Origin of the sequence: Streptomyces sp. NPDC020299 (assembly GCF_044387825.1) — a bacterium.
In the GTDB taxonomy this organism is placed as follows: domain Bacteria; phylum Actinomycetota; class Actinomycetes; order Streptomycetales; family Streptomycetaceae; genus Streptomyces.
This window is the reverse complement of the sequence record NZ_JBIRWL010000002.1, coordinates 348,360-362,199: the sequence shown is the minus strand read 5'-3', so window position 1 is coordinate 362,199 and position 13,840 is coordinate 348,360. Positions and strand designations below refer to the sequence as shown.

Annotated in this window: 12 protein-coding genes and 1 riboswitch; of the genes, 3 read left to right on the top strand and 9 right to left on the bottom strand. The window is 71.2% G+C overall.

What is annotated here, in order from left to right; translation table 11 throughout:
- Position 1 precedes the first annotated feature (1 nt).
- Positions 2 to 781: a TetR/AcrR family transcriptional regulator gene (locus ACH45E_RS05820; RefSeq protein ID WP_361444395.1), complete on the bottom strand. Its 780-nt coding sequence runs from the start codon at positions 779 to 781 to the stop codon at positions 2 to 4.
- Positions 782 to 1,002: 221 nt separating this feature from the next.
- Here ACH45E_RS05820 and ACH45E_RS05815 point away from each other — a divergent pair, with 221 nt between their 5' ends.
- The gene (locus tag ACH45E_RS05815; RefSeq protein ID WP_361444398.1) at positions 1,003 to 2,715 is read left to right on the top strand and encodes an MFS transporter; all 1,713 of its coding nucleotides are present in this window, start codon (positions 1,003 to 1,005) and stop codon (positions 2,713 to 2,715) included.
- Between the two features lie 31 nt (positions 2,716 to 2,746).
- Here ACH45E_RS05815 and ACH45E_RS05810 read toward each other — a convergent pair whose 3' ends face one another.
- From ACH45E_RS05810 to ACH45E_RS05800, 3 genes are all read right to left on the bottom strand, one after another.
- Entirely contained in the window at positions 2,747 to 3,220 is a 474-nt protein-coding gene (locus ACH45E_RS05810) for a DUF3293 domain-containing protein (protein ID WP_361444401.1), read from the bottom strand.
- A 45-nt stretch (positions 3,221 to 3,265) separates the two neighbouring features.
- Positions 3,266 to 3,380: riboswitch (SAM riboswitch) on the bottom strand.
- 49 nt (positions 3,381 to 3,429) lie between these two features.
- Positions 3,430 to 5,850: a SpoIIE family protein phosphatase gene (locus ACH45E_RS05805; RefSeq protein WP_361444404.1), complete on the bottom strand. Its 2,421-nt coding sequence runs from the start codon at positions 5,848 to 5,850 to the stop codon at positions 3,430 to 3,432.
- A 134-nt stretch (positions 5,851 to 5,984) separates the two neighbouring features.
- Entirely contained in the window at positions 5,985 to 7,157 is a 1,173-nt protein-coding gene (locus ACH45E_RS05800) for a helix-turn-helix domain-containing protein (RefSeq protein ID WP_361444406.1), read from the bottom strand.
- 146 nt (positions 7,158 to 7,303) lie between these two features.
- On the opposite strand from ACH45E_RS05800, the gene ACH45E_RS05795 reads away from it, so the two are divergent.
- Both ACH45E_RS05795 and ACH45E_RS05790 read left to right on the top strand, forming a co-directional pair.
- Positions 7,304 to 7,945, top strand: coding sequence for a carboxymuconolactone decarboxylase family protein (locus ACH45E_RS05795; protein WP_361444408.1), 642 nt, complete (start codon positions 7,304 to 7,306; stop codon positions 7,943 to 7,945).
- Positions 7,938 to 8,747 (top strand): SDR family oxidoreductase, encoded by an 810-nt coding sequence (locus tag ACH45E_RS05790; protein WP_361444411.1) that lies wholly within the window; start codon positions 7,938 to 7,940, stop codon positions 8,745 to 8,747. The genes ACH45E_RS05795 and ACH45E_RS05790 overlap by 8 nt, the downstream gene beginning before the upstream one ends.
- An 80-nt stretch (positions 8,748 to 8,827) precedes the next feature.
- Here the strand turns inward: ACH45E_RS05790 and ACH45E_RS05785 are convergent, their stop codons facing one another.
- Genes ACH45E_RS05785 through ACH45E_RS05765 form a run of 5 tightly spaced genes read right to left on the bottom strand, consistent with a single transcriptional unit; the run spans position 8,828 to position 13,704 of the window.
- Positions 8,828 to 10,105: an ABC transporter substrate-binding protein gene (locus ACH45E_RS05785; protein ID WP_361444414.1), complete on the bottom strand. Its 1,278-nt coding sequence runs from the start codon at positions 10,103 to 10,105 to the stop codon at positions 8,828 to 8,830.
- Between the two features lie 5 nt (positions 10,106 to 10,110).
- Entirely contained in the window at positions 10,111 to 11,262 is a 1,152-nt protein-coding gene (locus ACH45E_RS05780; protein ID WP_361444417.1) for a branched-chain amino acid ABC transporter permease, read from the bottom strand.
- Positions 11,259 to 12,140, bottom strand: a complete 882-nt coding sequence (locus ACH45E_RS05775) for a branched-chain amino acid ABC transporter permease (RefSeq protein WP_361444420.1) — start codon at positions 12,138 to 12,140, stop codon at positions 11,259 to 11,261. The genes ACH45E_RS05780 and ACH45E_RS05775 overlap by 4 nt, the downstream gene beginning before the upstream one ends.
- A gap of 5 nt (positions 12,141 to 12,145) precedes the next feature.
- Positions 12,146 to 12,949: an ABC transporter ATP-binding protein gene (locus ACH45E_RS05770; protein ID WP_361444423.1), complete on the bottom strand. Its 804-nt coding sequence runs from the start codon at positions 12,947 to 12,949 to the stop codon at positions 12,146 to 12,148.
- Complete coding sequence (locus tag ACH45E_RS05765; protein WP_361444426.1) at positions 12,946 to 13,704, bottom strand: ABC transporter ATP-binding protein; 759 nt, start codon at positions 13,702 to 13,704, stop codon at positions 12,946 to 12,948. The genes ACH45E_RS05770 and ACH45E_RS05765 overlap by 4 nt, the downstream gene beginning before the upstream one ends.
- Between the last annotated feature and the right edge of the window lie 136 nt (positions 13,705 to 13,840).

Here is a 13,840-nt window from a genome sequence, read left to right as displayed (position 1 = left end):
GTCACATGCCGGCCGCCGACTCGGGCAGGTAGCTCGCCAGGCCGCGCAGGATGATCTCCAGGCCGATGTCGAACCGCCCTTCGGAGGAACCCGTCACCATCAGCCCGGACAGGGCTCGCAGGTGGGGGAAGTCCTCCGCGGGAAGCGACGCGAAGTAGTCCTGCATCTTGTCGGCCATCTCGCGCCAGTCGGGCCGGGCCGGCGAGGAACCGTCACCGTCGTGCTGGGTGGCGCGGTCCTGCCACATGCCCTCCTCCAGGACGAACCCGTCGATGTAGGTGGAGATGAGGTCACCCGCCTCCGCCGCGATGCGGTCGGGGAGCCCGGCGGTACGGAAGATGGCGAGCAACGCCTCGACGTGCGGCAGCAGTTCGGCGGTGAAGGGAACGTGGGCCATGGAGATCCTGGCCATGTCCCGGTGGGACCGCAGGCGGTGCCGTGCGGAGCGGGCGTAGTCCCGCACCTGCTCCTGCCACCGCTCCGGGGCGGGCTCGGGCATCTCGAAGCCGTCGTAGAGCCGGGTGTACATCAGTTCCAGGAGATCGCCCTTGGAGCTGACGTAGGCGTAGAGGGCGGAGACCGTGACTCCGAGTTCGGCCGCCACCTGGCGCATCGACAGTCCGTCGAGGCCCTGGCGGTCCAGCACGGTGAAGGCGGCCTCGACGACCCGCTCGCGCGACAGCGGGGTGCGCGCCGGGGCGACACGGGCACGAGCGGGGCGCTCACGCTCCCAGGGAGACGGCGGAGGGGGTTCGGGGGTGTCGGCGGCCGCGTCGGTCATGAGGACAGTCTAGGCGTCGGGAGAACAGTGTTCTCCGTCCGCGTCCGTTGCCGCTTACGCGGAGCAGCACGGGGCGAATACGCGATATATCTTGTCGGCGTCGCAGCATTGCGCTATATCTTGATGAACACCGTTCTCTGTATGAGCAGTGTTCTGCTACGGTGAACACTGTTCTCTCGCATGTCCGGTCATCCGCCTTCCCACCTCATCGAGGAGTTCCGATGTCCACCACCGGTGTCGCGTCCGTCGAGGCGCCCGCCGACTCACCAGCGCCCTACCGGTGGCGCTGGGCTGCACTCTTCGTGATCCTCGCGGCCGAGGTGATGGATCTCCTCGACGCCGTCGTCACGAACATCGCCGGCCCCTCCATGCGGGCCGACCTCGGCGGCGGTGCCTCCACTCTGCAGTGGCTGGCCGCCGCGTACACCCTCTCGATGGCCGTCGGGCTCGTCACCGGAGGGCGGCTCGGGGACATTCACGGGCGTCGCCGCATGTTCCTCGTGGGGGCCGCCGGCTTCACTCTGGGTTCGCTGCTCTGCGCGATCTCCGTGTCACCCGGGATGCTGATCGTCGCACGCGTCGTACAGGGCCTGTTCGGCGCGGTGATGCTGCCGCAGGGCCTCGGCATGATCAAGGAGATGTTCCCGCCGAAGGAGTCGCAGAAGGCCTTCGGCATGTTCGGCCCGGTCATGGGACTGTCCGCGGTGTGCGGGCCGATCCTGGCGGGCTGGCTCGTGGACGCCGATTACTTCGGCACCGGATGGCGGATGATCTTCCTGATCAACCTGCCGCTGGGTGCGGCCGCCTTCCTCGGCGCCCTGCGCTACCTGCCGAGGGGCCGGTCCGGCAGCAAGCCGCGCCTGGACATCCCCGGCATGGTCCTGGTCTCGCTGGCCGCGCTGCTCATCATCTTCCCGCTGGTGCAGGGCCGTGAGTACGACTGGCCTGTGTGGGCGTTCCTGATGATGGCCGCCTCGGTGGTCGTCTTCGTCGCCTTCGGCACGTACGAGGCGCGCCGCAGCAAGGCCGGCCAGGATCCGCTGGTCGTCCCGAGCCTCTTCCGCAAGCGTGGGTTCAGTGGCGGCATGATCCTGGGGCTGGTCTTCTTCTCGACCATGCAGGGCTTCATGCTGGTCTTCAACCTCTACACCCAGCTCGGCCTCGGATATTCGCCGCTCAAGGCCGGACTGGTGATGGTGCCCTGGTCGGGCGGCATGATCGTCGGCTTCGGGATCGCTCAGGGTGTCGCCCGGTTCGGACGGGCCGTACTGCAGGCGGGCGCACTGGTCATGGCGGCCGGTGTGTTCGGCGTGTGGCTGACCCTCGACATGGTGGGGGGCGGCGTCGGCCCCTGGCAGCTCCTGCCGGCCCTGCTCGTCACCGGCACCGGGATGGGGCTGCTCATGGCGCCGTTCTTCGACATCGTGCTCGCCAGTGTCGAACAGCACGAGACGGGCTCGGCGTCCGGCACGATGACCGCGATGCAGCAGCTCGGCGGCGCCTTCGGCGTGGCCCTTCTCGGCACCGTGTTCTTCGGTCTGCTGGGCGGCGGCGTCGCCACCGCCGTCGACCACCACTCGGCCGGCCTGCGTGGTCGACTGGCTGCCGCGCACGTGGCGCCCGCCGTCCAGGAGCGCGTCGTGGCGGACCTGCGTCAGTGCGCCTCGGACCGCGCCGTCGCCAAGGATCCTGCCGCGACCCCGGCGTCCTGCGCGCGCCTGGAGAAGGACTCGCGGTCCGCCGTGACCTCACCACAGGCCGGTGCCCGGATACCCGCCGCGCTGGACGCCACCGCGTCGTCGGCCTTCCGGAGCGGGTTCGGCTCCGTCATGAAGACGGTGCTGTGGATCGTCGACGGCATGCTCGCCCTGACCTTCCTGCTCTCGTTCCTCCTGCCGCGCCGCGCGCGCCCCGAGGAGTCCGCCGGGCACTGAGCCGTGGCCGCCCTCTCAGAGGCCGTGCACATCACCCGGTCCGACTGGACTGCCAGCCGCGTGTGAGTACCTCTTCGGGGCCGGAGCAGGAAAGGAGCCTCCATGTCGTCGTCGACCAGGCGAACACCGCGTCCTGGCCGAACTGCCGCCCCAGCGCTCGTGCTTGGTGGTCGCTCAGGCCGACGATCGCCGCGCTGACCTCGGTGTGCCTGCTGTCCGCGTCACCCCCGACAGCGGGCCACCACCGAAGTTCCCGTCGGCGCAGCAGGCCGAGCATTTCTCGGTGGGCGCGGTCGTTGTCCGGTCGGGACGCGAGACGGCCGCGAGGGTTGTGGGCCGTGACGACGTGGATGGTCTCCCCGTCCGGGGCAGGAAACGAGCCGACCGTCACCCCGCGCGGTGCCGGTGCCACTCGGACCGTGCCTTCGGGCAGTTCGATGTCCACGACCGCCTGCTGGTAGTGCGTCCACTGCGGCATCCGGGCGATCCGTGTGCCAGCGGGCATGAGGGCCTCCGTGCGAGAGGGACCCCCTTACCCGCTGGGCAGGGAGATCCGCGCTTACCCCCACAGGCCGTGGGGGCCTGGTCTTCCCTGGAGGGCACCTTGCGCGGTGGGCGAGGTTGCCGGCCGACGCTCGTCCAGGGGCGCGATCGGCTTCGTGACCGGGACGGATGCTTGCACAGGAACCGGCTGGAAGTCCAGCCGCCGAACGGTCAGGTGAGTGTGCCGGCCAGTAGCTGTTCGGTCCATACGGTCTTGCCCTCGCGGGTGTAGCGGGTGCCCCAGCGTTCGGCCATCTGGGCCACCAGGAACAGGCCGCGGCCGCCCTCGTCGGTGGTACGGGCGCGAAGCAGGTGTGGCGAGGTATGGCTGGTGTCGCTGACCTCGCACACCAGCCACCGTTCACGGATCAGCCGCAGGGTCGCGGGGCCGCCGGCGTACCGGTAGACATTGGTGACCAGTTCGCTGGCGATCAACTCGGTGGTGAACGCCAGGTGTTCCAGACCCCATTCGGTCAGCTTGGCCGAGATCAGTGCGCGGGCGCGGGCCGCGCTGGCGGGCTCCGCCGGCAGATGCCAGGAGGCGACATCGTCCGGTGGCAGCATGCGGGTGCGGGCGATCAGCAGAGCGACGTCGTCGCTGGGGCGAGACGGCACGAGCGAGTCGACCACCGCTTGGCATGTCCGTTCCAGGGCGTCCGCGGGGCGGGTGAGCGCTGCGCAGAGCCTGGTCAGAGCGGTGTCGGCGTCGATGTGGCGTTCACCGATGACTCCGTTGGTGTACAGGCACAGCAAGCTCCCCTCGGCCAGTTCGATCTCCCGGGCCTCGAACGGCAGGCCGCCCAGGCCGAGCGGCGGGCCGGCCGGCAGGTCGAGCGGAGCCACCTGTCCGTCCGGCGCGGTCACCACCGGCGGCGGGTGACCGGCGCGGGCCATGGAGCACCGGCGGGACACGGGGTCGTACACGGCGTACAGGCAGGTGGCGCCGACGGTCTGCTCGCCCACGGGCCGTTCGCCGACCACCTCCTGTTCGGCCGCCAGCAGGTTGACCAGGTCGTCCAGGCGGGAGAGGACCTCGTCCGGTTCCAGGTCGAGACTGGCGAGCGTATGTACGGCGGTGCGCAGCCGGCCCATGGTGGCGGCAGCGTGGATACCGCGTCCCACCACGTCGCCGACGACCAGGGCGACCCGGGCCCCGGACAGCGGGATGACGTCGAACCAGTCGCCGCCCAGGCCCGGGGCCGCGCTGGCGGGCAAGTACCGCAGAGCCACCTCGACGGCCGGCTGGTCCGCGACCGCCCGGGGCAGAAGGCTGCTCTGCAGGGTGAACGCGGTCTGCTGCTGCTGGGTGAAGCGCCGGGCGTTGTCGATGGCGACGGCGGCGCGCGAGGCGAGTTCCTGGGCGAGGGTGAGGTCGTCGGCCTCGAAGGGATCGGGGCGGCGCGAACGCCACAGGGTCATCGCGCCGAGCACCAGGCCGCGTGCGGCGAGAGGCACCACGATCAGGGAGTGGACACCCAGGTCCGGAGCATGGGCCCCCTGGCGGCCTTCCGCCGAGAACCGCTCGGGCGGGACAACCGGTTCCAGGACGGGCCGCCCTTCGGCGAGGCATCTGGCCTGGGGTGTGTCGGGTCCGAAGGTCACCGGTTCGCCCTCGGGATGCGGCGGGCCGGGCTGCTGGGCACCGACGCCGGAGACCCCCACTCGCACCACGGGCCCCGCCAGGGCCCGCACCAGTTCCTCTCCGCGCGTCACCGCCTGGAGCAGGTCCACCGACGCATGGTCGGCGAGGTGCGGCACCATCACCTCGGCCAGTTCCCGGGCGGTCTCCGCCACGTCGAGGGTGGTTCCGATACGGCTGGTGGCCTGGTCGAGGAGGGCGAGCCGACGCTGGGCCCGATGGCGTTCGGTGATGTCCTCGATCATCTCGGCCACGCCCAGGACGCGGCCGGAGGGGTCCTCCATCCGGAAGGACGAGACCAGTGCGACCCGCTCCCTTGCCGGATCCTGCTCCAGGCGGGCGAACTGCTCCGAGTAGACCAGCGGTTTCCCGGTCTCCATCACCTGGCGCACCCGGTCCACGGCCTTGCGTGCGTCGTCGGGGACGAGCATCTGCCCGGTGGGCAGCCCCCGGAAGTCCGCTGCCGGAACGCCGCTGAAGCGTTCGATGGCGCGGTTGACGCGGAGCAGCCTCAGGTCGGGACCGTGGACGACCAGGCCGATCGGGCACCGGCGGTACAAGCCGTCGAGAACCGCGCGGTCCCGTTGCCACTCCAGGACGTCGGCCGCGAGTGCCCCGGCGACGAACCACTCACGGACCCGCCCCTCGCGCGCGACCTCATGGGCCCTGACCCCCATCTCCACGAGCCGCCCGTCGCGGTGCCGCAAGGGGAGCACACCGAACCAGCCGCCGGCTCTCCTGCAGTCGGCCGCGGCCTCCCTGGCGGCCGGCAGATCGCGAGGACCGACAAGGAACTCGAATGCCCGGCGACCGAGCACGGCCGCGTCCTGATGGCCGAGCAGGTCCTGCGCCCGCCGGTTCCATCCGACCACGACTCCCCGGTCGTCGAGCACCGCCAAGGCGGCAAGGTGCAGGGCGAACGGATCGTCATGACTCTCGCTGAGCTCCGTCATCCGCTTCTCCACCGCTGGGCACCACCCTGTACTAGGTCACCGATGTATTGAAACCCGGCGAGGACGTGCGGTCTCGTCCGCCGTGTAGCACGGCGTGGCGGACTTGAGCGGTTGCGGCAGGCGCGGTGGCCCGCTCATGCCGGACGTCGTGGAGACGTCCGCAGCTCGCGTGCCGCCAGCGCCCAGCTGAGCTCCACCGCGGTGTCCGGAGCGTCCAGACCGGTGCCGGTCAGCTCCTCGAAACGACGCAGCCGGTAGCGGACGGTGTTGACATGGACGTGTGCGCCGCGGGCGACCTCGCGGACGCGCCGTCCCCTCTCCAGGTATGCCCGCACCGACTCCTCGATGAGCGCACCGAACTCCCCCTCCGCCTCCAGTGGGCGCAGATAGCGGTCGAGCAGCAGCTCGGCGAGGTCCGGTTCGGCGACGACAGCCACCCGCCAGGACAGGTCGCCCAGGTCGTACACGCCACGCAGAGCGTACGCACGGGCGGCTTCCAGCAGCCTGCCGGCGGCACGGAAGGAACGGTGCACCGCGGTCAGGTCCGTCGGCGGGCCGAGCCCCGCCGTCACCTGAAGGTCACCGGTCTCCGGCTTTGCCTCGACGACTCCGGCGACGGTCTCGTCCAGCACGGTGAGCAGCGCGCCCCGGCCGTGCCCGCGGCCGTGGGACTCCAGGGAGCGTTCCAGCGTGTCCGGAGCGGCATCGCCGTTCGAGACAGCCCTGATGGCCCGGTACGGCCGCGACGGGTCCAGTCCGTAGATCGCCGCACCGCTGTGGATCGCCGCCGTGCTCAGCGTCCCGTGGAGCAGCCCGCGGAGGAAGTCGGCGCGGCGCCGGGCGTCGAGCAGCGCGGAGGCGACCTCTGCCTCCCGGTGGACGGCGGCGATCCGCAGACTCGCGACGTCCGCGAGCTCCCACAGGCACTTGGTGCGGTCGACGATGAGGCCAGGCTCCAGCGCGCGTCGGGTCGCCTCCGCGAGGAACAGATCGCGTATCGCGCTCAGCGCCCGGCGGAAGGCGCGGAGCCCGTCGCTGAGCGGCACGCCCCGGGCGGCACGGTCCCGGGCCACATCGGCTTCGTCGAAGTCCTCCGGCGCGGGCACCGTCCCCGCTCGCAGCACCGTGAGAGCCCGTTGGAAGTGCCGGTGCCAGATCTCGTCCAGGAGTTCCCGCGGGACCGCGCGGTAGGAGGGGATGTGGTCCGCCAGCTCCGCGTGCAACCGCCCGCCCAGGGGCCACTGCTGCGCGGCCATGGCGGCGATGACCCGTTCGAGGGGCGCGGTCGCGCCCGACCGTACGGGCATGGACCTCACCTCCGCCCCTTCGGTACCGGCCGTTGTGCAACTGAACAATATGCCGCCGTCCGGCCTTGGCCGGGGAGCCGTCGACAATCCCCGGCCGCCGAAAGCACAGTGGCACGGCCACCCTGACGACGAGAGCGGAGACCTCCATGACCGACGAGCACCACCGCCGACCCCACCTGGCCGCCGCTGGCACCGGACCGCGGCTCGCGCCCCTGCCCGAGGACGGCTGGGACCCGTCCACGCGGGAGTTGCTCGCCCCGATTCCCCGGGACGCGGACGGCCACGTCGCCAACGTCTTCACCACCCTGGTGCGGCACCCCGGCCTCTTCCGGCACTTCCTGCCGTTCGGCAGCCACCTGCTGCGCGACGGCCGTCTTCCGGACCGGACCCGGGAACTGCTGATCCTGCGTACCGCGTGCAACACCCGCGCCGGTTACGAATGGGGGCGCCATGTGCCGCTGGCCCGGGCCGCCGGGGTCACCGACGAGGAGATCCAGCGGGTGGGCGCGGGGCCGGACGCCCAGGGGTGGGCGCTGGACGACGCCGATCTGCTGCGTGCCGCCGACGAACTGCACCGGGACGCACGCCTGTCCGCGGCCACCTGGTCCGCACTCGCCGCCGGCCACGACGAGGCACAGCTGATCGAGATCACCATGCTCGTCGGCCAGTACCACATGGTCGCGTTCTTCCTGAACTCCGCCGGTACGCGGCTCGAACCCGGCTACAACTCGGAGGCTCTGCCCGGGGCCGGAGCGGACGCGAAGGAAGGAGACCGCAACGATGCCTGAGCCCCGGCACCCCGCGATCCACCCGGCCGGCCTCCTGACCGGCCGGAACGTGCTGGTCATCGGCGCGGGCACCCGCCCCAGCGACGATCCGCGGGCCCCGGTGGGCAACGGACGTGCGGTGGCCGTGCTCGCCGCCCGCCAGGGAGCCTCCGTGGCCTGTGCCGACGTCTCCCCCTCCGCCGCGGCGGCCACCGCTGCCCTGGTCGGTGAGGAGGGCTCCCGTGGCCTTCCCCTGGCCGGCGACGCCACGGATCCCGACCAGTCCTCGGCCATGGTCACCGAGGCCCTTCGCGAACTGGGCACGCTCGACGCGCTCGTGGTCAACGTCGGCATCGGCCTCGGCGCGGGCCTGGCGGACACCTCACCGCAGCAGTGGGAACGTGTGCTCTCGCTCAACCTGAGCGCTCCCTTCCTCGCCGCCAAGTACGCACTGCCCGCGCTCTCCGACGGCGGCTCGATCGTCTTCGTCGGTTCCGTGGCCGGGCTGCGCGCGGCCACGGACTCGCCCGCCTACGACAGTTCCAAGGCAGGCCTGTTCGGTCTCACGCGCCATGTCGCCAAGGAGGGCGGGCCGCGTGGGATCCGCGCCAACCTGGTCGTCCCGGGCCTCATCGACACCCCGATGGGGCGCGAGGCCTCGGCCCGGCGGGCGTCGCGTTCCACCTCGTTCAGCCGGATACCGCTCGGACGCCAGGGCACCGGCTGGGAGGTGGCGGAAGCCGTCACCTTCCTGCTCTCCGAGCGCGCCTCCTACATCACCGGGCAGAGCCTGGTGGTGGACGGCGGGTTGAGCGCCGTCTGAGCACGTGACCGTCTCTCCGCTCCGCGGGGCGGGGGCGGGGGCGGTCCCGAAGGGCATCGACCGGGACCGCCCCCGCCGGCTCAGTGCGTCAGCGGGCCGAACTCCCTGCGGGTGTCCACCGGCTTGCCGAACAGCTGCCAGCGCTCACCCTTGAACCGCATCAGCTGCATCGTCTCGAGCGGGAAGGCGTCGCCGTGGCCCGTGGACATGGTGACACCGGGCAGCAGCAGGCCCACCTTCACGTCCTTCAGGTTGCGCACCGCGTCCCGCAGCCCTTCCCTGGTCGGGCACTTCATCGCGTCCAGGGCCTTGTGCAGGCTGGAGGCGACGGCCCAGCCATAGGCGTTGAACTGGTTGGCCGGGTCGGCGTCCGGGGCGTACTTGTGCAGGGCCTTCGTGTAGGTCTTCATCTCGGGGTCCTTCGCCCACTGCGGGTCGGCGGGGTCCTTGAAGTAGGTCGCCGAGACCACACCCTGCACGTTCTTGAACCCGACGGGCTGGAGCACGGCGGCGGACGAGGCCACGTTGTTCACGATGTGCAGCGGGTTCCACCTGGTGTTCTTGGCATCGGCGGCGAGGGCCTGGCTGCCGAACTTGGGGGTGGTGACGTCCAGCAGCACGTCCGCCTTGGAGCGGGCGAGGCTCGCCATCTGTGCCGACACGGACGGGTCGGTGACCTCGTAGCTCTCCTCGGCGACCACCTTGACGCCGCTGCCGGCGACGGCCTGCTTGAACCCGCCCAGCAGGTCCTTGCCGAAGTCGTCGTTCTGATAGAGGACCGCCACTTTGGCCTTCGGCTTCGCGTCCTTCAGGTACTTGGCGTACACCCGGGCCTCGGCCACGTAGTTCGGCTGCCACCCGATGGTCCAGGGGTGCTTGTCGTCCGTGCCCCAGACGGAGGCACCCGTGGCCACGAAGGGCTGGGGCACCTTCTGCTGGTTGAGGTAGTCCCACACGGCCGCCGTGGAGGGAGTGCCCAGGGTCTGGAACACGGCGAAGACCTTCTCCTGCTCGACGAGTCTGCGGGCCTCCTCGACCGCCTTGGGCGGCTGGTAGCCGTCGTCGCGGACGATGAACCGCACCTTGCGGCCGTCTATGCCGCCGTTGTCGTTGACGTACTCGAAGTAGGCGGCCACGCCCTTGCTGATCGTGCCGTACGCGGATGCGGGCCCCGACAGCGGGTAGATCCCGCCGAGCTTGATGGTGCTGTCGGTGATGCCGGTGGTCTGCTGGCCCTTGCACGCGCCACCGGCGGTGGTGTCCTGGGTGTCCTGCCCGCGCCGGCTGTTGCAGGCGGTCGCGGTGAGCAGGGCGGCGGTCACGGCCGCGGCCGCCCGCAGTGCGGTCGTCTTGCGCATGTGATTCATTCCTTTTCCGTGCGGGGCGGTGCGCCCACGGGTTCGGCGTCGGCAACTGCGGGGTCCGCAGGGGTGGGGGGCGTCGAGGGTGTTTCAGATCCGGTCCGGGACGTCGGCTCCGCGTCAGGTGCGGAGCCGGCCTCCGGTGTCCGGTCGGGGGCCGCGGTGGTGCGGGGCAGGCGTGAGGCGACGGCGCCCAGGACACGGCCCGGCAGACCGGCCAGTCCCGTGGGGGCCACGAACATCACCGTGATGATCAGCAGGCCGAACACCACTCCCGGTGCGGCCTCGCTGACGTCCTGGGAGACGCTCGGCACGTACATCACGAACGCCGCGCCCAGCAGCGGGCCGTACAGCGAGCCGAGCCCTCCGACCACCAGGCCGGCCAGCAGGGTGATGGACAGTACGAAGCTGAAGGAGTCGGGCGAGACGAAGCCGATCACCCACGTGTACAGGCATCCGGCGACACCCGCGAACAGCGCGCTCCACGCGAAGGCGAGGGTCTTGTGCAGCGACAGCCGCACGCCCATGACCTCGGCGGCGCTCTCGTTGTCCCGCACGGCGAGCAGTGCCCGGCCGACCCGGGACCGCAGCAGGTTGCGGGCCAGCAGCAGGGCCGCCGCGGTGACGGTGAGGACGACGAAGTACATCCACTGGTCCTCGGCCAGCCCGCTCCACGCGGGCGGCCGCAGCTTGTCCACGGTCAGGCCCATGGAGCCGCCCGTCACCGGTTCGAGCCGCTTGAGCAGGGGCGGCAGGAACACCGCGAACGAGAGGGTGACCAGGGCCAGGTACAGTCCGCGCAGCCGCAGCGCGGGCACTCCGAAACCCAGGCCCAGCAGGAAGCATCCGGCTGCCGCGACCGGCAGCGTGGCCAGGTGGCCGGTGTCGTACCGGTCGAGCATGACCGCCGCCGTGTAGGACCCCGCCGCGAAGAACGCGCCGTGCCCGAGCGAGATCTGCCCGCCGAAGCCGACCAGCAGGTTCAGGCCGGCCAGCGCGACGGCGTAGAGGAGCACCATGGTCAGCTGGAAGACCTGGAAGGGGGCGAAGTAGAACGGTGCGCCGACGGCGGCTGCCGCCGCGAACAGTACGGTGAGCGCGGCCCGCAGGCGCCGGGCGCGGTCCGTGCCGAGTGGTGCGGTGATCGTGCTCATGCGCGCTCCACCGCCGCCCGTCCGAACAGGCCCTGGGGCCGCACCAGCAGCACCGCCAGAATGATCACCATGGGGACGCCCACCTTCAGGTCGGCACCGATCACGTCCACGTACGCCCCGGTCAGCGTCTCGGCGACACCCACGAACAGGCCGCCGACGACCGCGCCGACCGGGCTGTCGAAGCCCCCGAGGGTGGCCGCGGCGAACGCGTAGATCAGCACCCCGCCCATCATGTTGGGCTCCAGGAACAGCACCGGGGCGACGAGCACGCCCGACACCGCGCCGACCGTGGCGGCCAGCCCCCAGCCGAGCATCAGGACCCGGCCCACGCGGATGCCCGACAGCCGGGCGGAGGCCGGATTGCAGGCGACCGCCCGCATCACCAGGCCGATGGAGGTGTGCTGGAACAGCAGGTACAGCAGGCCCATCACGACGGCCACCACGCCGATGATCCCGAGCGTCGACCAGTCCACGCGGACCCCGGCCAGGTCGAGCCCGCCGTCGGGGAACGGCTGCGGGAAGTCCTTCACGGTGAACGACCAGATCAGGCCGGCGAGCGCGTTGACGAAGATGAACAGGCCGACCGTGACGATGACGACCGTCAGCTCGGGCGCGCCCCGCACCGGGCGGATGACGATCCGCTCGACCAGCATCCCGCCGGCGAAGGACACCGCGAGGGTGACCGGCAGCGCCAGCCAGAACGGCACTCCGGACGCCACCAGCTGCCAGGCGACGTACGTGGAGAGCATGGCCAGCTCGCCCTGCGCGAAGTTGACGATCCCGGTGAACCGGTGGATCAGCACGAGGGCCAGGGCCAGGCTGGCGTACACGGCGCCGGAGCCCAGTCCTTCCACCACTTGCTGGAGGAGATCGGTCACGGCGCTCACCCGGCCTTTCCGGAGCGGACGGAGACACCGAGGTACACCTCGGCGACCTGTCCGTCCTCGCGGATCCGCGCGGCCGGTCCGGACAGCACCAGACGGCCGGCCTCCAGTACGTGGGCCCGGTGCGCGATGTCCAGCGCGAGCTGGGCGTTCTGCTCGACGACGACCACGGTGGTGTGTTCCTCCTCGTTGACGGCACGGACGATCTCGAACAGCTCACGGGTGACCAGTGGCGCGAGCCCCAGGGACGGCTCGTCCAGGAGCAGCAGCGAGGGCCGCAGCATCAGCGCCCTGCCGATGGCGAGCATCTGCTGCTCCCCGCCGCTGAGGCTGCCGGCGGCCTGACGCGACCGCTGACGCAGTCTGGGGAAGTAGCCGTAGACCCGTTCCAGGTCGGCCGCCACGGCCGCCCGCTCGGCACGCCGCCGCCGAAGACCGGTACGCGGGTGGGCACCGATGCGCAGGTTCTCCTCGACGGTCAGGTCGTTGAAGGTGCCCCGGCCTTCGGGTACGTGCGCCACACCGAGCCTGGCGGCCTGCTCGGGTGAGCGGTCCAGCAGTTCCGTACCGTTCAGGGTGACCGAGCCGCGGCCGCGGACCATGCCGCACAGTGCCCGTAGTGTGGTGGTCTTGCCGGCACCGTTGGGTCCGAGGATCGCGCACACCTCGCCCCGGGCGACGGAGAAGTCGAGGCCCTGGAGCACGCGGGCCTGGCCGTATCCGGCGTGCAGGCCGGAGACCTTCAGGAAGTCCGGCTCCGCGCTCGCCGTGGCCTCGGCGCGGTCGGTGGCGGGCTCGCTCATGCGGCCACCCCCAGGTACGCCTCGACGACCGCCGGGTCGCGCTGGATCTCCTCCGGCGAGCCCTCCGCGATCTTGCGGCCGAAGTCGAGGCACACGACCTTGTCGCACAGGCCCATCACGAACCCCATGTGGTGTTCGACCACCACGAGGGTGAGCTCGAAGTCCCGGCGCACCGACCTGACCAGATCCGCGAATTCGCCGACCTCGCCGTGGCTGAGCCCGTTGACGGGTTCGTCGAGCAACAGCAGCCGGGGCCGTACCGCGAGCGCCCGGGCGAGTTCGACGCGTTTGAGCGTGCCGAACGGCAGCCCGGAGGCGGGGTGGTCGGCGACGTCCGCCAGGCCGAGCCGCTGGAGCAAGTCGTCCGCCTGGTCACGCAGTTCCCTCTCCTCCCGCCGGACGCGGGGCAGCCGGAGCGCCGCGGCGAGGTGTCCGGTGCGCCCCCGGCTGTGGGCGCCGACCATGACGTTCTCCCGGACCGTGAGCCGCGGGAACAGGCCCAGGTTCTGGAAGGTGCGGGCGATGCCGCGCCTGGCCACGGCGTGCGGGGGGAGGGCCAGCAGGTCCTCGTCCTCGAACCGCACCTCTCCCCCATCGGGAGTGCAGCGCCTGGTGAGGCAGTTGAACAAGGTGGTCTTGCCGGCTCCGTTCGGACCGATGAGCCCTACGGCGGTGCCCGGCTCGACGGTGAACGCGACACCGTCCAGTGCCGTGATCCCGCCGAAGCGCACGGTGATACCGTCGACCGCGAGCATGAGTGACGCCCCTTCCGACGTGCTGGGGGGTGGGCGAGCGTCACAGTAGGTGGGGGCGTTCGAGCGGCACATTGGGTGTGAGCACCCAACTTCCCGGTCGCCGGACTGTGCGCCGCGCACAGGTGCCGGGAGATGT

Bases quoted from the DNA above. Each gene is read 5' to 3' on its own strand.
- ACH45E_RS05805 (WP_361444404.1), bottom strand. From the start codon at position 5,850: ATGACGGAGCTCAGCGAGAGTCATGACGATCCGTTCGCCCTGCACCTT.
- ACH45E_RS05765 (WP_361444426.1), bottom strand. From the start codon at position 13,704: ATGCTCGCGGTCGACGGTATCACCGTGCGCTTCGGCGGGATCACGGCA.
- ACH45E_RS05790 (WP_361444411.1), top strand. From the start codon at position 7,938: ATGCCTGAGCCCCGGCACCCCGCGATCCACCCGGCCGGCCTCCTGACC.
- ACH45E_RS05785 (WP_361444414.1), bottom strand. From the start codon at position 10,105: ATGCGCAAGACGACCGCACTGCGGGCGGCCGCGGCCGTGACCGCCGCC.
- ACH45E_RS05780 (WP_361444417.1), bottom strand. From the start codon at position 11,262: ATGAGCACGATCACCGCACCACTCGGCACGGACCGCGCCCGGCGCCTG.
- ACH45E_RS05800 (WP_361444406.1), bottom strand. From the start codon at position 7,157: ATGCCCGTACGGTCGGGCGCGACCGCGCCCCTCGAACGGGTCATCGCC.
- ACH45E_RS05795 (WP_361444408.1), top strand. From the start codon at position 7,304: ATGACCGACGAGCACCACCGCCGACCCCACCTGGCCGCCGCTGGCACC.
- ACH45E_RS05770 (WP_361444423.1), bottom strand. From the start codon at position 12,949: ATGAGCGAGCCCGCCACCGACCGCGCCGAGGCCACGGCGAGCGCGGAG.
- ACH45E_RS05820 (WP_361444395.1), bottom strand. From the start codon at position 781: ATGACCGACGCGGCCGCCGACACCCCCGAACCCCCTCCGCCGTCTCCC.
- ACH45E_RS05815 (WP_361444398.1), top strand. From the start codon at position 1,003: ATGTCCACCACCGGTGTCGCGTCCGTCGAGGCGCCCGCCGACTCACCA.
- ACH45E_RS05810 (WP_361444401.1), bottom strand. From the start codon at position 3,220: ATGCCCGCTGGCACACGGATCGCCCGGATGCCGCAGTGGACGCACTAC.